The 18,653-nt window shown below is 71.8% G+C and carries 17 protein-coding genes; 11 read left to right on the forward strand and 6 right to left on the reverse strand.

The features are described from left to right. Positions 1 to 110: 110 nt before the first annotated feature. Complete coding sequence (locus IH45_RS0101345) at positions 111 to 2,612, forward strand: ATP-dependent Clp protease ATP-binding subunit (RefSeq protein ID WP_032916596.1); 2,502 nt, start codon at positions 111 to 113, stop codon at positions 2,610 to 2,612. Here IH45_RS0101345 and IH45_RS0101350 read toward each other — a convergent pair. Further along, positions 2,563 to 3,534: a LysR family transcriptional regulator gene (locus IH45_RS0101350; RefSeq protein WP_234440391.1), complete on the reverse strand. Its 972-nt coding sequence runs from the start codon at positions 3,532 to 3,534 to the stop codon at positions 2,563 to 2,565. The genes IH45_RS0101345 and IH45_RS0101350 overlap by 50 nt on opposite strands. Before the next feature lie 136 nt (positions 3,535 to 3,670). Here IH45_RS0101350 and IH45_RS0101355 point away from each other — a divergent pair, with 136 nt between their 5' ends. The 5 genes from IH45_RS0101355 to IH45_RS0101375 all read left to right on the forward strand — a co-directional run bounded on the left by IH45_RS0101355 (position 3,671) and on the right by IH45_RS0101375 (position 8,191). After that, positions 3,671 to 4,504 carry an inositol monophosphatase family protein gene (locus IH45_RS0101355; RefSeq protein ID WP_030659964.1) on the forward strand — a complete coding sequence of 278 codons (834 nt, stop codon included), beginning with the start codon at positions 3,671 to 3,673 and terminating at the stop codon, positions 4,502 to 4,504. A gap of 40 nt (positions 4,505 to 4,544) precedes the next feature. Further along, the gene (locus IH45_RS0101360; protein ID WP_030659965.1) at positions 4,545 to 5,141 is read left to right on the forward strand and encodes an NADPH-dependent F420 reductase; all 597 of its coding nucleotides are present in this window, start codon (positions 4,545 to 4,547) and stop codon (positions 5,139 to 5,141) included. Positions 5,142 to 5,330: 189 nt separating this feature from the next. Further along, the gene (gene pcaDC / locus IH45_RS0101365) at positions 5,331 to 6,626 is read left to right on the forward strand and encodes a bifunctional 3-oxoadipate enol-lactonase/4-carboxymuconolactone decarboxylase PcaDC (RefSeq protein WP_030659967.1); all 1,296 of its coding nucleotides are present in this window, start codon (positions 5,331 to 5,333) and stop codon (positions 6,624 to 6,626) included. Positions 6,627 to 6,686: 60 nt separating this feature from the next. Then, complete coding sequence (locus IH45_RS0101370; protein ID WP_030659969.1) at positions 6,687 to 7,340, forward strand: MBL fold metallo-hydrolase; 654 nt, start codon at positions 6,687 to 6,689, stop codon at positions 7,338 to 7,340. A gap of 71 nt (positions 7,341 to 7,411) precedes the next feature. Then, positions 7,412 to 8,191 (forward strand): exodeoxyribonuclease III, encoded by a 780-nt coding sequence (locus IH45_RS0101375; RefSeq protein WP_030659971.1) that lies wholly within the window; start codon positions 7,412 to 7,414, stop codon positions 8,189 to 8,191. A 28-nt stretch (positions 8,192 to 8,219) separates the two neighbouring features. Here the strand turns inward: IH45_RS0101375 and IH45_RS0101380 are convergent, their stop codons facing one another. After that, positions 8,220 to 10,025 (reverse strand): SGNH/GDSL hydrolase family protein, encoded by a 1,806-nt coding sequence (locus tag IH45_RS0101380; protein ID WP_030659972.1) that lies wholly within the window; start codon positions 10,023 to 10,025, stop codon positions 8,220 to 8,222. Positions 10,026 to 10,193: 168 nt separating this feature from the next. On the opposite strand from IH45_RS0101380, the gene IH45_RS0101385 reads away from it, so the two are divergent. After that, positions 10,194 to 10,616 (forward strand): DUF6278 family protein, encoded by a 423-nt coding sequence (locus IH45_RS0101385; protein ID WP_030659974.1) that lies wholly within the window; start codon positions 10,194 to 10,196, stop codon positions 10,614 to 10,616. Positions 10,617 to 10,659: 43 nt separating this feature from the next. Here the strand turns inward: IH45_RS0101385 and IH45_RS0101390 are convergent, their stop codons facing one another. Then, positions 10,660 to 11,415, reverse strand: a complete 756-nt coding sequence (locus IH45_RS0101390) for a GntR family transcriptional regulator (RefSeq protein ID WP_030659975.1) — start codon at positions 11,413 to 11,415, stop codon at positions 10,660 to 10,662. A 230-nt stretch (positions 11,416 to 11,645) separates the two neighbouring features. Between IH45_RS0101390 and IH45_RS0101395 the strand changes: the two genes are divergently transcribed. From IH45_RS0101395 to IH45_RS0101410, 4 genes are read left to right on the forward strand one after another with little or no spacing between them, the layout of a single operon-like run. Then, positions 11,646 to 12,389, forward strand: coding sequence for an amino acid ABC transporter ATP-binding protein (locus tag IH45_RS0101395; protein WP_030659978.1), 744 nt, complete (start codon positions 11,646 to 11,648; stop codon positions 12,387 to 12,389). A 14-nt stretch (positions 12,390 to 12,403) separates the two neighbouring features. Further along, entirely contained in the window at positions 12,404 to 13,318 is a 915-nt protein-coding gene (locus IH45_RS0101400) for a glutamate ABC transporter substrate-binding protein (RefSeq protein WP_030659980.1), read from the forward strand. Between the two features lie 13 nt (positions 13,319 to 13,331). Beyond that, on the forward strand, positions 13,332 to 13,976 hold the full coding sequence (locus tag IH45_RS0101405; RefSeq protein ID WP_030659982.1) for an amino acid ABC transporter permease: 645 nt from the start codon (positions 13,332 to 13,334) through the stop codon (positions 13,974 to 13,976). Beyond that, the gene (locus tag IH45_RS0101410; RefSeq protein ID WP_030659984.1) at positions 13,973 to 14,836 is read left to right on the forward strand and encodes an amino acid ABC transporter permease; all 864 of its coding nucleotides are present in this window, start codon (positions 13,973 to 13,975) and stop codon (positions 14,834 to 14,836) included. Before IH45_RS0101405 ends, IH45_RS0101410 begins: the two co-directional genes overlap by 4 nt. Positions 14,837 to 14,853: 17 nt before the next feature. On the opposite strand, the gene IH45_RS0101415 is transcribed toward IH45_RS0101410, so the two are convergent. The 3 genes from IH45_RS0101415 to IH45_RS0101425 form a co-directional block, all read right to left on the reverse strand. Further along, positions 14,854 to 16,479, reverse strand: coding sequence for an alpha/beta fold hydrolase (locus tag IH45_RS0101415; RefSeq protein ID WP_030659986.1), 1,626 nt, complete (start codon positions 16,477 to 16,479; stop codon positions 14,854 to 14,856). 166 nt (positions 16,480 to 16,645) lie between these two features. Then, the gene (locus IH45_RS0101420) at positions 16,646 to 17,860 is read right to left on the reverse strand and encodes a globin domain-containing protein (RefSeq protein ID WP_030659988.1); all 1,215 of its coding nucleotides are present in this window, start codon (positions 17,858 to 17,860) and stop codon (positions 16,646 to 16,648) included. A 166-nt stretch (positions 17,861 to 18,026) separates the two neighbouring features. After that, complete coding sequence (locus IH45_RS0101425) at positions 18,027 to 18,473, reverse strand: RrF2 family transcriptional regulator (RefSeq protein WP_030659991.1); 447 nt, start codon at positions 18,471 to 18,473, stop codon at positions 18,027 to 18,029. Positions 18,474 to 18,653 lie beyond the last annotated feature (180 nt).

The raw sequence follows: 18,653 nt of genomic DNA on the forward strand, positions 1-18,653 counted from the left end.
GGTAAGGCCCGTACACCGGCGGCCCCTGATGCCGCCGAGCAGCGTGTGTTCCTTGTCCGCGGGGCCTTTCCCATCGGCAACGAACGCGGGCCGGTTGCCCGCCGGATCGGATGACGGCTGTGACGACTTCGCCCTTCGGGTCCGGTGACCCGTTCTCGGACCTGTTCAACCGCTTCTTCGGCACCAGCCCTGCGGCCTCACCGCCGGCGGTCCAGCGGGTGCCCATCGGGCGCCTGCTCAGCGACGCCGCGCAGGAGCTTCTGGCGACGGCCGGCGGGCGTGCCGCCGAGGACGGGGCCGATCTGGACACCGTGCACCTTCTGTGGGCCGCCGCCCAGGCCGACCCGGGCCGCCGTCTGCTGGCTCAGGCAGGTGCCGATCCCGACGCGCTGGTGGCGCAGGTGGAGGAGTCGCTGCCCGCCGGTGACGGGGTGGAGGAACCGCGGCTGACCCCGGCGGCGAAGCGGGTCCTGCTCAGGGCCCACGCCAAGTCCCAGGAGGCGGGTGCGTCCTACATCGGGCCTGAGCACATCCTGGCCGCGGTCGTGGAGGACCCCTCGTCCGGTGCGGCCGGGTTGCTGGGTCCGGAGGGTGCCGGAGCCGGCCGCGACCGCGGGGGCCCGGGCGGGGCCGGCGGCGGTTCGGCGGGGAGCGGGTCCAGTGCGACGCCCACGCTGGACGAGTACGGCCGCGACCTTACGGAAGAGGCCCGCGCGGGACGGTTGGATCCGGTGGTGGGGCGGGCCCAGGAGATCGAGCAGACGGTGGAGATCCTCTCCCGGCGTTCGAAGAACAACCCGGTGCTGCTGGGGGACCCGGGGGTCGGCAAGACCGCCATCGTGGAGGGCCTCGCGCAGCGCGTGGTGTCCGGCGATGTGCCCAAGACCCTGCGGGACCGGCGGGTGGTCGCCTTGGACCTGCCGGGACTGGTGGCCGGTTCGAAGTACCGCGGAGAGTTCGAGGAGCGCCTGAAGAAGGTCATCGACGAGGTCACCGAGGCGCAGGAGAGCATCATCGTGTTCATCGACGAGATCCACACGGTCGTCGGCGCCGGTGGCGGCGGCGAGGGGGCCATGGACGCGGGGAACATCCTCAAACCCGCCCTGGCCCGCGGCGATCTCAGTCTGGTCGGCGCCACGACGCTGGAGGAGTACCGCAAGAACATCGAGAAGGACGCCGCGCTCGAACGCCGTTTCCAGCCCGTGATCGTGCCGGAGCCCACGGTCGACGAGACCGTGGAGATTCTTCAGGGCCTGCGCGACGCCTATGAGGCCCATCACGGCGTGCGTTTCACCGACGCGGCGCTGGAGAGCGCGGCGGTCCTCTCCGACCGCTACATCACCGACCGGTTCCTGCCCGACAAGGCCATCGACCTGCTGGACCAGGCCGGGGCCCGGGTGGCGCTGCGCGGCGGCGGTGACAGCCCCGAGGCGGACGAGGCCCAGGACGAACTGACCCGGCTGAACCGGGAGAAGGACGAGGCCGTCCACAACGAGGACTACGACCGGGCCGCCGGGCTCAAGAGACAGATCGACGAGACGCAGGAGAGGCTTTCGGGCCTGGACGGTGAGCAGGCACCCGTGGCAGAGGTCACCGAGGAGGACATCGCCGAAGTCGTCTCCCGGCGCACCGGCATTCCGGTCGCCCAGCTGACGGCCACCGAGCGCGAACGCCTGATCCGGCTGGAGGAGACCCTGCACGCGAGGGTGGTCGGCCAGGACGAGGCGGTCACCGCGGTGGCGCAGGCCGTGCGGCGGGGCCGCGCGGGGATGGGCGACCCCGACCGGCCCACCGGCAGCTTCCTCTTCCTCGGGCCCACCGGCGTCGGCAAGACCGAACTCGCCAAGGCCATCGCCGAGATCCTCTTCGGCCAGGAGGACCGGCTGATCCGCTTCGACATGAGCGAGTTCCAGGAGCGCCACACCGTCTCCCGCCTCGTCGGCTCGCCTCCCGGGTACGTGGGCTACGACGAAGCCGGGCAGCTCACCGAGGCGGTCCGGCGCAAGCCGTACAGCGTGCTGCTGTTCGACGAGGTGGAGAAGGCGCACCCGGACGTCTTCAACCTGCTGCTCCAGGTCCTCGACGACGGCCGGCTGACCGACGCGCAGGGCCGTACGGTCGACTTCCGCCACACGGTCGTCATCATGACCAGCAACCTCGCCTCGCAGCTCATCCTGAACCACCACGGCGCCGTGGACGAGATCCGCGACGACCTGATGGCCGAGCTGCGCAGCCATTTCCGCCCCGAATTCCTCAACCGCATCGACGAGGTGGTCGTCTTCCACGCGCTCACCCGGGAAAACCTCGTGCGGATCGTCGAACTGCTGCTGGAGCGCAGTCGCCGCAGGCTGCACGCCCAGCAGGTCGGTCTCCAGGTGACCGAGCGCGCCAAGGAATGGCTCGCGGAGCAGGGCTATCAGCCGGAGTTCGGTGCCAGGCCGTTGCGCCGCACCATTCAGACGGAGCTCGACAACCGGCTGTCCAACATGCTGCTGGACGGCCAGGTGGGCCCCGGCGACACCGTTACCTGCGACGTGCAAGACGGCCGGCTGGAGTGCAAGGTCACACCCGGCAGCCGGGAGGAGAGCGACGAGCCGGCCACAACGGGCTGATCACGGCCGGTCCGTGCCGGCCGTTACGGCAGGGCGCCAACGCGCTCCGCGCCAGGTCGCGTAGCCAGACGTGTGCGGGGTCGGTGTCGTAGCGCTGATGCCATGACAGGTACACCGCGGCCGACGGCAGTTCGAACGGCAGCGGGAGCAGGGTCAGACCGAGGGCCGTGGCCGTTGCGCGCGTCGTCGATTCGGGGGCTGTGACGAGGAGATCGGAGTCGCGCACGAACTCGAAGGCGGTGCCTTCGGTGGGCGCGGACGCCACTACCCGGCGGGTGAGGCCGAGCCGCGCGAGAGCGTCGTCGAGGGCATTGCCGAGTCTTCCGCGCCGCGAGACGGTGATGTGCTCGGCCCCGGCGTACTGCGCGGCGGTGACGGCCTTGACCCGGGTGAGCGGGTGGCCCTGCCGCACGACGATGACGTGCTGGGTCTCGGCCACCCGGTCGGCGCGAATGTCGGGTGCGGTCGGGCGGTCGGCGTTCGCCTCCAGGTCGACCTCGCCGCGACGCAGCTCGGGGGTGTCGACGCTCGATTCCGCGAGGAAACGCAAACGCACGCCCGGCGCCTGCTCGCGTACGGCCGCGAGAAGCGCGGGGCCACCGAGCGCGACGAGTGAATCGTGCCAGCGGAGGGTGAAGGTGCGCTCCATCGTCGTGAGGTCGAGTTCGCGGCTCGGTGCCAGCACGCCTTGGACCTGCTGCAGCAGCTCGTGCACCTGTTCCCGGACGGCGATCGCGTACGGCGTCGGAGTCATCGTGCGCCCGGTACGCACCAGGATCTGATCCCCTGTCGTGCGCCGGATCCGGCCGAGGCTTCGGCTCATCGCGGGGGCGGTGACGTGCAGGCGCTCAGCGGCGCCGGCCACGCTGCCTTCCTCCAGCAGCGCATCGAGCGCGGCGAGCAGGTTCAGATCCAATTGCATGGGAGTCATGCTAGCCGTGCTTTACATGCACTTGTGGTTAGCGGTCGCCCCTCCTACCTTCGAGGTGCGGGCGCGAAAGGAACACAGTCCTCGCCCAATCCGCCTCATCACCCCCTTCTCAACCGGGAGCACCGCCATGCCCGAATCGATGCAGAGCACCCCAAGCGCTGCAACCGCCGGTTCCGCGTCCGACGCCGACCTGCTCGCGCAGACCGCGATCGCCGTGCGCGCGGCGGCTTCGGTGCTACGGGAGCGGTTCGGCGACGTGGTCCGCCACCGGACCCGCGAAGAGCTGATGCGCGCGCTCGCCGCCAACGACGACGCGGCCCTCGACGTCCTGCGCCCCCGCCTCACCCTCCTGCGCCCGGACGCCCGCTTCGTGGAGGACGAGCTGGCGGGCGGTGCCATGCCCCCCGGCGAATGGTGGGTTCTGGATCCGGCCGAAGGCAACGTCAACCACCTGCACGCCCTGCCGGAGTGGGCGGTGACCGCCACGCTCGTACGCGACAACCAGCCGGTACTCACCGCGGTTCACCTGCCGTTGACCGGTGAGACCTACACTGCCCTCGCCGGCGCCGGCGCGCAGCTCGACGGCCGCCCGCTGCGCGTCTCCCGGACCACGGACCTCGGCTTGAGCCTCGTGGCCACGAGCCAGGCCAGGCCGGACGAGGACGAGAAGGTCGTGCGGCGCATCGGCTCCTCGATCACCGCGATGCTCTTCGACGCGCTCGTGGTGCGGACCTCCGTGCCCGCCACCCTGCATCTGCTGAACGTGGCCGCCGGCCGGATCGACGCCTTCTGGCAGTTCGCCGGGGCCCGCGCCGACCTGCTTCCCGGAGCGCTGCTCGTCGCCGAGGCCGGCGGACGGATATCCGACGTTGAGGGCCGCCCCTGGACCCCGCGGAGCGAGAGCTTCCTGGCCGCCGCACCCGGCGTGCACACCGAAGCCGTCACCACGCTCTCCCGTTGACTCCCACGAGCATCACAAACACCGGAAGGACCACATCGGCATGACCATGATCGCCGTTCTCGGAAACGGCCGCGTCGGCGGCAGCCTCGCCCGGACCCTCACCGGGGCCGGGCACGAGGTGACCGTGGCGGACCGCTCACCCGGCTCTGCCGCCGACGCCGCCCGCACGGCGCAGATCGTCATCAACGCCACCCCGGGCGCCGGATCGCTGGAGCGGCTCGTCGCACTGCGCGAGGAACTGCGGGGCAAGATTCTCGTGGACGTCTCCAACGCCACCGTCGACGGACCGGACGGCCTGCCCGCCGACCTGCTCTACCCCGGCTCAAGCCTCGCGGAGCACCTCCAAGAAGCCCTCCCCGACACGCGCGTCGTCAAGACGCTCAACACGATGCTCTACACGGTGATGACCGCGCCCGCCGCGCTGACCCGGACACCGACCGCCTTTCTCTCGGGCGAGGACCCGGAGGCCAAGCAGGTTGTACGCGGGCTTCTCGCCGACCTCGGCTGGCAGCAGGAGTGGATCACGGACCTCGGCGGGATCGAGACCGCGCGGGCCGCCGAGGCCGCCGTCCTGTTCGTACCGCACGTGATCCGATCCGGCGGATTCGCGCCCTTCGCCATCTCGATCGCCCGCTGAAAGCCCGAGCCAACACCTGCGCACGCCTCAGCCGGGATCGGTCCCGGCACGGCCGTCGCCGGCAAGCCCCGCCGCCAACCCGTCCGTCGCCTCGAACGCCATGCGGCCCGAATGGGCTTGCACCCGGTCGAACAGCCACCGCCAGGCCCCCGCTACGGGCCCCGTCAAGACATGTGGGAGCGTGAGCGGGTGAGTGAGACGACGGTGAAGACCCTGCAATTCCGCTCTGACGGGCCGGAAGATGCTCCTTGTCTGGTTTTGGGGGCGGCGCTCGGGACGACCTGGCACATGTGGGACCGCCAAATACCCGATCTGATCCGCCACTGGCGTGTCATCCGGTTCGACTTGCCCGGGCACGGCGGGTCGCCCGCGTATCCGGCCTCCTCCGTCGCCGAGCTGGCCGACCGGCTCGTGGCCACGCTCGATGTGCTGGGGGTGGAGCGGTTCGGGTATGCGGGGTGTTCGATCGGTGGGGCTGTCGGTGCGCAGCTGGCGCTCACCCGGCCGCAGCGGGTCACCTCGCTCGCGCTGGTCTCCTCCTCGCCGCGGTACGGGACCGCGGACGCCTGGCGGCAGCGGGGTGTGGTGATCCGTACGAACGGACTGGACCCGATCGCCCGCACCGCGCCCGAGCGGTGGTTCACCCAGGGCTTCGCGGGGGCCCAGCCCGCCATCGTCGAGTGGGCCGTGCAGATGGTGCGCACCACCGATCCGGGCTGCTACATCGCGGCCTGTGAGGCGATGGCCGCCTTCGACGTCCGTTCCTCGCTCCAGCGGATCGGGGTGCCCACCCTCGTCGTGGTGGGGTCGGAGGACCAGGTCACGCCGACCACCGACGCCCGCACCCTGGTGGCGGGCATACCGGACGCGAGTCTGGCGCTGGTTCCGGGGACGTCCCACCTGGCGCCGGTCGAGCAGCCCGCCGCCGTCACCGAGCTGCTCATCCGGCACTTCACGGCCGCCTGGCACGACAAGCCGGGCGCCACCGGGCAGACGGCGATCGGCGCGGCCGTGCCCAAGCCGGTGCTCGCGGCCGCGCCGCCGCCCCCGCTCATGGCGCCCCCGGCGATCGAGTCCGGCCTCAGCCAGCCGGAGGCGGTCCGCGGCGGCGCGTACGAGCAGGGGATGAAGGTCCGCCGTGAGGTGCTCGGCGACGCGCACGTGGACCGGGTGGAGGAGGCGACGGACGACTTCACCGGGGACTTCCAGGAGTTCATCACCCGTTACGGGTGGGGGGAGGTGTGGACCCGGCCGGGGCTGGACCGGCGCACCCGCAGCATCATCACGCTCACCGCGCTGGTCGCCCGCGGCCATCAGGACGAGCTGGCGCCGCACACCCGCGCCGCGCTGCGCAACGGGCTGACGCCCACGGAGATCAAGGAAGTGCTGCTGCACACGGCTGTCTACTGCGGTGTCCCCGCCGCGAACGCGGCTTTCGCCGTGGCGCAGCGCGTCATACGGGAGGAGACCACCCCGGAGGGGTGACGGCCGGCGCCCGCCGCCCGGTCGGGCCGTCCGAGGGCCCCGCGCGGCAAGATGGGAAGCATGGAACTCACGAAGAAGACCCACGCCTGCGTCCGGCTGGAGAAGGACGGGCAGGTGCTCGTCATCGATCCCGGTGTCTTCAGCGAGCGGGACGCGGCGGTCGGCGCCGACGCCGTCCTGGTCACCCACGAGCACCCGGACCACTTCGACGAGGAGCGGCTGCGCGCGGGCATGGAGGCCAATCCCGGCGCCGAGATCTGGACCCTGGGCAGCGTCGCCGAGCAGATCTCCGCGGCCTTCCCCGGGCGGGTGCACACGGTCGGTGAGGGGGACGCGTTCACCGCGGCCGGCTTCGATGTGGAGGTGCACGGGCAGCTGCACGCCGTCATCCACCCGGACATTCCGCGGGTCACCAATGTCGGCTATCTGATCACCACCGAGGACGACGGCGCGACCGTCTTCCACCCGGGGGACGCGCTCACCGTCCCTCAGGGCCGTACCGTCGACACGCTGCTGCTGCCGGTGCACGCGCCCTGGAACAAGGTCGCCGAGGTCATCGACTACGTCCGCGAGATCCGGCCGCGCCGCGCCATCGACGTGCACGACAGCCTGCTCCAGGAGCATGCCCGCCCGGTCTACGACGGCATGATCGACAAGCTGGGCGGTACCGATCACGGCCGCCTCGCACCCGGCGAGCGCACCGGGCTGAACTGAGACCCGGTGTCCGGCCCCGGCCGGGCCGGGCGTCGGCCCGACTGTCACACCCCCGCTGTAGGTTTACGGGCATGCGCATCGCGACCTGGAACGTCAATTCGATCACCGCCCGCCTCCCGAGGCTGCTGGCCTGGCTGGAGAACACCGGCACGGACGTGCTGTGCGTCCAGGAGACCAAGTGCTCGGCCGAGCAGTTCCCGTACGACCAGCTGCGCGAGCTGGGCTACGAGGCCGCCGTGAACGCCACCGGCCGGTGGAACGGCGTCGCGCTGCTGTCCAAGGTGGGCCTGGAGGACGTGACCCCGGGGCTGGCCGGCGGCCCGGATTACGAAGGGGTGCAGGAGCCCCGCGCGGTCTCCGCGACCTGCGGGCCGGTCCGCGTCTGGTCCGTCTACGTGCCCAACGGCCGCGAGATCGACCACGCCCACTTCGCGTACAAGCTCCAGTGGTTCGAGGCGCTGAAGGCGGCCGTCGCCGAGGACGCGGCGGGCCCCCGGCCCTTCGCGATCCTCGGCGACTTCAATGTGGCGCCGACCGATGACGACGTGTGGGACACCTCCGTCTTCGAGGGCATGACGCATGTGACGCCCGCCGAGCGCGCCGCCCTGACCGCGCTGCGCGAGGCCGGCCTGTCGGACGTGGTGCCGCGCCCCCTGAAGTACGACAAGCCGTTCACCTACTGGGACTACCGCCAGCTCTGCTTCCCGAAGAACAAGGGCATGCGCATCGACCTGGTCTACGGGAACGAGCCGTTCGCCAAGGCCGTCTCGGACGCCTACGTGGACCGCGAGGAGCGCAAGGGCAAGGGCGCCTCGGACCACGCTCCGGTGGTGGTGGATCTGGACGTCTGAGCCGAGCCGGGCGCTCCGGCCGCCCGTTTCAGGGGGCGGCGACCAGCGCGCGCAGGTCCACCGACTCCCCGAGCGCCCGCAGGCCCGCGTCGCCGGGGTGCAGATGGTCGCCGCTGTCGTACGCGGGCAGCAGCCGCTGCGGGTGCCGCGGATCGCGGAGTACGGCGTCGAAGTCCAGTACGGCGTCGAAGCCCGCGCCGCGCCCCCGGATGGCGGCGTTCAGGGCATTGCGCCGCGCGTCGACCTCCGCCGAGCAGTCCGCGAAGCCCTCGCACGGTGTGATGGTCGCGGCCACCGCCCGCAGCCCGCGCTCGTGCGCGCGCCGGGCGATGGCCCGCAGCCCTGCCACGACCTCGTGCACCGGCGTTCCGGCCCGTATGTCGTTGGTGCCCTCGAAGACCACGACCGTACGGGCCGAGGGCTGGGCCAGCACGTCCCGCTCCAGCCGGTGCAGGGCGCTGACCCCGCCGGTGACGGGGCTGACGCCGTCCCCCGGATAGCGGTCGGTGAGCACCCGGTTCGCGTCGATGCCGCTGTTGGCCACGCCGTACCGCGGCAGGCCGTGCTGGGCCTGGAGGCGGCCGGCCAGCACGTCCGGCCAGCGCCGGTTGGTGCCCGGCGTGGAGAGTGAACCGTCGGTGATGGAGTCGCCGAGCGTCACGACCGTGCCCGGTCCGCCGGCGACCTCCACCCCGGTCAGGAACGGCCAGCCGGTCAGCGTGCCCGGGTACGCCGCGCCGCTGACGTCACCCGTACGGTCGCCGCTGCCGGGTGTGCTGACGTACGAGGCCTGCTGGGCCCCCGCGTGCACCGGCGCCGCCGTCACCGTGCCCGGCAGATGGAGGCTGACCAGCAGGTCGCGGCCCGCGGGCACGGCGAAGGGCACGGGGTCGCTGTACGCCTGGGAGCCGGCCGGGATCTGTACGCTCCGCCGCCCGCCGAACGTCAGCGGTACCGGCTTGCGGGCGGCTCCCGCGCCCCCGTCCGCGCCCCGCACGGCCACGCTCGCCGCCCCGAAGCGCACCGGCGCCGCCGCGAAGGTGTTCGCCAGCCTGATCCGGGCCCGCGGCCCGCCCGCGCCGGTGTGCACGACCAGCCGCAGCGTCTGGTCGCGCCAGGGCCCGCGCTGGGCGTACCCGCCCGTGGCCGTCGCCCAACCGGTCGTCCAGCCTGCGCCGTTGTCACGTACCGCCGCGGCGAACACATGCAGGTCGGCGCGCGGCCCGGGGTCCGCGGGCAGCACGACCGCGGCCACCTCGCGCCCGCGCACCACCGGCACACTCACCGCGTACAGCCGCGCCCGTTCCGCCCGTTGGCCGCCCGGCGTGTTGATGTGCGGCAGCGCCACCGCCGCGGTGGCCGGCGGACCCGTACGCCAGTCGGGCGCGGTCAGCCGGTACGTGCTGCGCGACCCGTCCCGGTAGCGGATCGTGCCGGACCCGGTCACCGTGCCGCCCGTCGCGGCCACCAGCAGCGAGAGGGCGTCCCCGCGCCCGCACAGTCGGACCGTCTGGCCGTCGGCCCGTACGTTGTCCGGGCGGCCCGCGGCGGTACGCGGCCACCGCAGCCGGGCCGCGTCGAGGGTCAGCACCCGCCCCGGGGCCCAGCCCGCCGCGGCGAGGTCCCGCGCGGACAGCGAGTTGCCGGCCCCGTCGAAGTCCGCCGACGCCGGATCGGACGGTTCGCTGACCGCCCTGTTGTCGAAGAGTCTCTCCAACGGCGCCGGGGCCGCGGCCCGTTGGAGTGTGTCCGCGGCTTGGGCCGCAGCGGCCGTGGGGACGAGAGTGAGGCAGAGAGCCGGGGCGAGGAGCGTGCCCCATAGGCGTACGCGCATACGGTTTCCCTTTCGCTGGGACCGAGGTCGAGCACGAGGCCGAACGCAGAGCGAGCACCAAGTCGAGCACGGACACCGGCCGGAACCGGTGACCGGGCGCGGGGATCCGGCCACCGGCCTGCCGCGCGCCTGTGGCCACCACCCCGGCCCGGGTGGGACGCTACGCCCATGAACATGTCTTTCCTGGACAAGTGGCGCAAGCGGCCGGAAGCGAGCCCCGCTGTCGAAGGCGATCCCGAAGGCGCGGCCCAGCTCCTGGCGGAGTGCGAGCTGCTGCGTGCCCAGGCCCAGACCGAAGGCGTGGAACTGGACGACTCGGTGCACTCGTTGGAGGCGCTGGACCAGCTGCGCCCCGCCTGGCGCGACGACCCCGAGGTGGTGACCTGGCTCGGCAACGACGCGGGCTTCTACCTGGGCACGGTACTGGTACGGACGGTGCCCGGCGCCAGCTGGAAGGTGTGGCCGGGCGGCGAGCCGGTGGTCCGGCTGGCGTCCGGCCGGGAGGTGGACGTGGTGACCGCGGGCCGGGACTGGGCGGCCAACGGCGCGCCCGAACTCTGCCAGCTCTACGCGGAGGCCGCCGAGAACTGAGCAGGCGGGCCCGCCCGGACCGCGCGCACCGGTCCCGCCCCGGCTACACGAACCCGATGTCGTAGGCGAGCCGCCACCGGTCGGCCCGTACGACGATGTCCGAGGTCTCCACGGCCCGCCCGTCCGCGTCGAAGTGGGTGCGCTCCACGACCGTGACGCACTGCCCGGGGGAGCAGCCCAGCGCCTCCGCCTCGGCGCTGGAAGCGGGCCGGGAGCCCACCCGCTCCTCGGCGCGCACCACCCGGATGCCGATGGCCGCCATGCGCCCCCGTACGCCCCGCCGGGCATAGGGACCGCACTCCGGGAAGACCACGTCCGTGCCCTCGGTGATGGCGAGCGGCTCCCAGCTCGTGGCGAGTTGCACCGGCTGCCGGTTGGCGAGGTATTCGTACACCGACCGGATGACGCCGGTGCCCGGCACGATGCACAGCCGCCGCGCCACCCGGTCGGAGGCCGGGGCCGTCGTCGAGGACGCCTCCCAGGTCAGCGGCGCGCCGTCGGGCGAGCCCTCCAGCGCGATCCGGGCGGCGAAGGGGGAGTCCACGGCGCCCGTGGAGCGCAGCAGGGTGCCTATGGGGGCCCGGTCGGTCACGAAGACCCCGCGCCCGAACTGGCCTTCCGCGTAGCCGGCGGCCTTCAGGACGCGGACGGCCCGGTCCACGGTCTGGTCGCTGGCCTCGTACGCACGCTTCAGCTCGGAGCGGGACGGGATGCGCGCCCCGACGGGGAGCGTGCCCTCGTCGATCTGGCGGCGCAGGTCGTCGGCGATGCGCTGGAAGACAGGCCGGTTGTCACGCATGCCCCACAGGCTAGGTACGCAGGCAGGCTCTGTGTACCTAGGGAGGCGCGGTGCGGCAGTCGGCCACCCGGCCGCCCCGCCCGGCCGTCCCGTACCCCCGCACGCGTGGGCATTTTCTCCGGTAATCGGGGATTGTCGTGGCATCTGTGCGTGTCAGCGGAGAAGGCCCGGTTTCGTGCGGGTAGGTTGCGGGGTCCTGGCTGGACGGATGGAAGTGAGCAGGGCTGCACATGGCCGGTGATGCGCTGATCGAGCTGCGCGGGGTCAACAAGCACTACGGGAAACTGCATGTCCTCCAGGACATCGACCTCACCGTCGGCCGCGGCGAGGTGGTGGTCGTCATCGGGCCCTCCGGCTCCGGCAAGTCCACCCTGTGCCGCACCATCAACCGCCTCGAACCGATCGAGTCCGGCACCATCACTCTGGACGGCCACCCGCTCCCCGAGGAGGGGCGGGAACTGGCCCGGCTGCGCGCCGAAGTCGGCATGGTCTTCCAGTCCTTCAACCTCTTCGCGCACAAGAGCGTGCTGGCCAACGTGATGCTCGCGCCGGTCAAGGTCCGCAAGCGCGGGAAGGAGGAGGCCGAGCAGCGGGCCCGCCAACTCCTGGAGCGGGTGGGGCTGGCCGCGCACGCCGACAAGTACCCGGCGCAGCTGTCCGGTGGCCAGCAGCAGCGGGTGGCCATCGCCCGCGCGCTCGCCATGGAGCCGCAGGCGCTGCTCTTCGACGAGCCGACCTCCGCCCTCGACCCGGAGATGATCAACGAGGTGCTGGAGGTCATGCAGCAGCTCGCGCAGGAGGGCATGACGATGGTCGTCGTCACCCATGAGATGGGTTTCGCGCGCTCGGCCGCCAACCGCGTCGTCTTCATGGCGGACGGCCGGATCGTCGAGGACCGCACGCCGGAGGAGTTCTTCACCGCGCCCGAGAGCGACCGCGCCAAGGACTTCCTCTCCAAGATCCTCAAGCACTGACCGGGGGCGCCGCCATGCACCAGACCCGAACCGCCCTCGCGGCGCTCGCGCTGACCGCCGTCGCGCTGCTGGCCGCCGCCTGCGGCAAGTCCGGAAGCCCGCCCGTGAAGGGGCCCAAGGGCAGTCAGCTGCCCCGCTACACGACGGCCACGGGCTATCAGCTGTCCGACTCCGCGACCTGGCGCAAGGCCCGGAGCCGCGGCCGCCTGGTCGTCGGCGCCAAGGAGGACCAGCCGTACATGGGCGAGCGCGACCCGGCCTCCGGCACGTACACCGGCTTCGACGTCGAGATCGCCAAGATGCTGTCCGCCTCCCTCGGCTTCGACCCGAAGACGGTCCAGTTCAAGACCATCGCCTCCGCCAACCGCGAGACCGCCCTGCAGAACGGCCAGATCGACTACTACGTCGGCACCTACACCATCAACGCCAAGCGCAAGCAGCAGGTGGGCTTCGCCGGGCCGTACTACATGGCGGGGCAGGGCCTGCTCGTGCGCAAGGACCAGCAGGGCATCGACGGGCCGCAGGACCTGGCGGGGAAGAAGGTCTGCTCGGCGGCCGGGTCCACGCCGTACCAGCGCATCCAGTCCGACTATCCCAAGGCCGACCTGGTCGCCTACGACACGTACTCGGTGTGCGTCGACAACCTGCTCACCTACCAGGTCGACGCCGTCACCACCGACGACGCGATCCTCATGGGCTACGCCGCCAAGGTGCCCGACGAGCTGAAGCTGGCCGGCCGGCCGTTCTCCCAGGAGCCGTACGGCGTCGGCGTGCCGCACGGGGACACCGCGCTGCGGTTCGCGCTGGACGACGCCCTCGCGTCGCACGAGAAGAACGGCGACTGGAAGAAGGCGTACGACGCGACGCTGGGCCTGTCCGGCGTCCCCGCTCCGAAGCCGCCCGCCATCGACCGCTACCCGGCGAGCTGAGGACGGACCGCCCATGAACGTGCTCCTGGACAACTTCTCCCGCTACGGGGAGGGCCTGCTCGGCACCGTCGAACTGACCGTTTTCGCCTCGCTGCTCGCGCTCGTCGTGGGCGTGGTGATGGCGGCGTTCCGGGTCGCGCCGGTCGGCTCGCTGCGGGTGTTCGGCACCGTGTGGGTGATGGTGCTGCGCAACACCCCGCTGACGCTGCTGTTCTTCGCGGTGCTGCTCGGGCTGCCGCGCTTCGGCGTCGTGCTGCCCTTCAAGGTCTTCGCCGTGCTGGCGCTGGGCTGCTACACCTCGGCCTTCATCTGCGAGGCGGTGCGCTCCGGCATCAACACCGTCCCGGTGGGGCAGGGCGAGGCGGCCCGCAGCCTGGGCATGACCTTCTCGCAGACGCTGGGCGACGTGGTGCTGCCGCAGGCGTTCCGTACCGTCATCCCGCCCGTCGGCTCCACGCTCATCGCGCTCGCCAAGAACTCCGCGATCGCCGGCTCCTTCAGCGTCGTCGAACTCCTCGGCACCTACAAGACGCTCAACGAGCTGGGCTACAGCATCGTCTGGACCTTCGTCTGGATCGCCGTCGGCTATCTGATCGTGACCCTGACCATCAGCGCGCTGTTCAACGTGCTGGAAAAGCGCTGGGGGGTTCCCCGATGACCACCACCGCCCTCTACGACGTCCCCGGACCGCAGACCCGGCGCCGCCACCGGCTCTACGGAGTGGTGGCGACCGTGGTGATCCTGGCGATCCTCGCGTGGGCCGGGTACGCGCTCGTCGACACCGGCCAGTTCAGCGCGCGCAAGTGGACGCCGTTCGCGTACCAGGGCATTCAGGAGCTGCTGCTCGAAGGGCTGGGCAACACGCTCAAGGCGTTCGCGATCGCGGCTGTGCTCTCCCTGGTCCTGGGAGCGGTGCTCGCCGCGGGACGGCTCTCGGACCATGCGCCGGTCCGCTGGGTGAGCACGCTGCTGGTGGAGTTCTTCCGTGCGATGCCCGTGCTGGTGATGATCTTCTTCATCTACGTGGCGCTCAAGGCCGAGCCGCTGTACGCGCTGGTCGCGGGGCTGACGCTGTACAACGGATCGGTGCTGGCCGAGGTGTTCCGGGCCGGCGTCCACTCGGTCGACCGCGGGCAGCGGGAGGCCGCGTACGCGCTGGGCATGCGCAAGACGCAGGTCATGACGCACGTGCTGGTGCCGCAGGCGGTCCGCGCCATGCTGCCCACGATCATCAGCCAGCTCGTGGTCGCCCTGAAGGACACCTCGCTCGGCTTCCTCATCACCTACGAGGAGTTCCTGCACGCCGGCAAGCTGATCGCCTCCAACCTCGACTACGACCTGCCGTTCATCCCGGTCGTCCTGATCATCTCCCCCGTCTACATCGGCATGTGCATGCTGCTGTCGTGGTGCGCGTACCGGGTCGCCGAACGGCAGCGCAAGAGCCTGAAGACGGAAGCGGTGGACGTGAACGCGCCGGAGCCGGGGACCCTGCTGCCGGGGGCGCAGCAGCAGCGCTGACGCCCCCGGCCGCCGTCTCAGTCGCGCACCGGGACCGACACCCACGAGGGGTCGTCCGCGGGCGAGGAGAACGTGAGCTTCGCGCCGGACGGGTTGTGTTCGATGTAGAGCGGGTCCACGGAGTCCACGACCACCGCCAGCCGGTGGCCCGCCGGGACGTCGTACGCCGTCGAGAACAGCTCCAGGTCCACGCCGAACGGCTTGCCCGGCGTCTTCCCGTGGAAGGTGAACGGCGCGTGCGAGACCAGCTTGCCGAGGCCGAGCGGTCCCACGTCGTACAGGTAGGCGATGCCGGTGCCGCTCTCGGCGGTGCTGGTGACGGTGGTGTGCAGCTTCGCCGTACCGCGCACGTGCTGGGCGGAGGTGTACCGCTCGGACTGCCACACGGCCGCGGCCGAGCGCGGCAGCAGCGGGATCGAGGCCATCGGCGGCAGCTTGAGGAACTGGTCCAGGAGGCTGGACAGGAAGACGGTGCCGCCGTTGGCGCCGGAGTCCCGGTTGGTGCCGATCCGCTGAGTGCCGTTCAGCGCGATCCTGCGGTGGCCGGAGGGCACGTCCTTCCAGCTCTTGTAGCCCTCGTAGGCGCCGGTGGAGCGGGACTTCAGCTGTACGGGCGCCTCCCGGTCCACGCCGTTGTCCGCGCCCTTCAGGTAGTGGTCGAACCAGCGCTTCGTGTGGTCCCAGGTGTCGTTGGGCAGCCCGAGCAGGCCCAGGCCCTCGGCGGTGGCGTGGTCACCGGGCCGGAACTCCAGCCGCTTGGGCCCCTTGAGCTTTTCGTAGAAGTCGGCGTACTGGTTGGGTGGGAAGAGCGAGTCGCCCCAGGCGTTGCCCAGCATGATGGCCGCGCCGTTGGCGTTGATCCGGTCGAGGTAGGTCACCGGGGAGCGCTTCGCGCCCCACTTGATCATGTCGCCCTCCTTGGCCAGGTTCGAGCCGAGGAAGTCCTTCAGGATGCCCTGGAGTTCCGGGCTGGGGCGCCCGGTCAGCGCGCCCAGGCCGCCCAGCAGCCCGGCCGCCTGGGCGTGCTGGGTGCGCCCGCTGTAGATCGAGTCGATCAGGTCGGCCCAGCCGCTGAGCGCCGCGACCGCCTTGACCCGCTGGTCGAAGGCGGCGGTCAGCAGGCTGATCCCGGCCCCGTACGACACCCCGCCCATGCCCACCTTGCCCGGGTCGGCCGGGGTGTGGGCCAGCGCCCAGTCGATGACCTTGGAGGCGTCGGCGATGTCCGGGGGGCCGGCCGTCTCGATCTGCCCGCCGGACTGCCAGAAGCCGCGGGAGTTGTAGCCGACCACCACGTACCCGGCGTCGGCGAGCTTCTTGGCCTGCACGACGTATTCGATCTGCGGCATGCCCCAGCTGGTGGGCAGCACGATCAGCGGGTAGCGGCGGCCGGGCGCGGCGTCGCCGGGCGTGAAGACGTTGGCCTTCAGGGTGATGCCGCCGTCGCCCTGGATGTCGACGAACTTCACGTCGGGGAACCGCGCCGCGAGGTCCTGTTGCGCCGTGGCGCTGTTGCGCGCGCCGGGCGTGGGGGAGTGCGCGGCGGAGCTTGCGGCCGGGGCGCCCGCGAGGGTGGAGGTGGCGAGCACGGCCGCGGAGACGGTACCGACGGCGGTGCGCAGCGTGGTGCGTGAGGACGACATCTACTGCTCCAGGTGCTTCAGGAGGGGGGCTGAAGTGACTGGAGAGTAAGGTGCCGTTCTTACCGGTGGTAACCCGTCGGTAGGTTACGGATGAGTAACGCGGGGCCTCCCGTACGCGGGAGGCCCCGGCGGTGCGCCCGGCCGGCGGGCCGGGCGCACGTCGTGCTCAGAGGCCCAGGTCCGGCCCGAACACCTCGTAGTGGATGTCCGCCGCAGGCACGCCCGCCTCCAGGAGCTGGGCGCGGGCGGCCTTCATGAAGGGCACCGGGCCGCAGAGGTAGGCGATGGCGCCGGCCGGGACGTCCACCCGGCTCAGGTCGATCAGGCCCTCGTGGACGGTGAGCGCGTCGCTGCCACTGTCGCCGTCCGCGCCGGCCTCCGGCTGCTCGTACCAGACCTCCGCCGTGGCGTTGTCCAGCTTCCCGGTCAGCTGCCGCAGTTCGGCGCGGAAGGCGTGGGTGTACGGGGAGCGGTCGGCGTGCACCGAGACGACGCGGCGGGCGGAGCCGTCGGCGGCGAGCCGCGACAGCATGCCGATCATGGGCGTGCAGCCGATGCCCGCCGAGGCGAACAGCAGCGGGCGGTCGCCCTCGTCCAGCACCACGTCACCGAACGGCGCGCTCAGGCGCAGGACCTCGCCGCCCTGCACGTGGTCGTGCAGGTGGTTGGAGACCTCGCCGGCGGGCGAGCCGGCCGCGTCGCCGGTGACCCGCTTCACGGAGAACTGCAGACCGGCGTCCGGCTGGCCCGACAGGCTGTACTGGCGGATCTGGTGGGCGCCGTCGGGCAGCTCGACCTGTACGGAGACGTACTGGCCGGGCCGGGACGCCGGGAGCGGGCCCCCGTCCACCGGCTGTACGACGAAGGTGGCCACATCGTCGGTCTCCTGGAACCGGCCGGTCACGCGGTACTCGCGCCACACGTCCCCGCCCGGCGTGCCCGCCGCCTCGTACAGGCGCTGCTCGATGGCGATGAGGGCGTTCGCCATCAGCCAGTACACCTCGTCCCAGGCCGTCGCGACCTCCTCGGTGACCGCGTCCCCGAGCACCTCGACGATGGCCTCGAACAGGTGCTTGTGCACGATCGGGTACTGGTCGGCGCGGATCCCGAGCGAGGCGTGCTTGTGCGCGATGCGCTCCAGCATCGCGTCGGGGCGCTCGTCCGGGTGCTCCACCAGGTACGTCGCGAAGGTGGCGATGGAGCCCGCGAGCGCCTGGCGCTGGCTGCCGTTGGCCTGGTTGCCGCGGTTGAAAAGGTCGCGCAGCAGCTCGGGGTGGGCGGCGAACATCTTGTCGTAGAAGAGCGGGGTGATCTCGCCGATGGCCGACCCGACGGCGGGGAGGGTGGCGCGTACGGTCTCGGCGGACTTGGTCGACAGCATCGGTGCTCCGGTTCGTGTTCTTGAGATGTGCTGATCTCGGGTTGTGCTGATCTTCGGTTGTGCCGGCGGAAGGCCGGGCGGGCAGGACGCCGCGGTGAAAAGTGGCATCTCAGATTCGCATTTCACTGCGAGCGTACGAGCGGGGGTGGGGGCGCGATAGGGCCGTTCAGCCCTCCGGCCGGGGCGTCAGGCTGAGCAGCAGCGGGCCGGTCGGGGTGGCCACCAGGTCCTCGATGGACAGCGGGTCGAGCGCGGCGAAGAACGCCTCCTGCGCGGCGCGCAGCGCACCGCGCAGCCGGCAGGCCGCGCGCAGCGGACAGGGCGGGTCGTCCTCGCAGCCCACCACGTCACCGACCCCCTCCAGCTCGCGGACCAGGCGCCCGAGGGAGCCGGTACGGCCCGCGGCGGTCAGCGACAGCCCGCCGTTGCGGCCCCGCCGGGCCTCCACGACGCCGAGGTGCTGCAGTCTGCTCACCACCTTGGCGGCGTGCGTGTACGGCACCTGGACCGCACCGGCCACCTCGCGGGTGGTCGGCGGGTCCTCCCGGTCGCCGAGGACCGCGAGCCGCATGGCGATGCGGAGCGCGATGTCGGTGCTCTTCGTCAGGCGCACCTGTCCACCGTACTGAATTGGAGTATGCGATGCCAATTTGGGTGGGACGGGCGAGGACGGGCGTACCGGACATGGCGGACGGGGTGCGAGGGAGGCCGCCGCGGGCCTGTTCCCGCACTCCGGGCAGCAGTACGTTCGGCCCGGAAGGCATCCACGGGCCACGCGCCGGCCGCCGGATGC

It is taken from the genome of Streptomyces rimosus subsp. rimosus (assembly GCF_000720725.1).
GTDB lineage: Bacteria > Actinomycetota > Actinomycetes > Streptomycetales > Streptomycetaceae > Streptomyces > Streptomyces rimosus_A.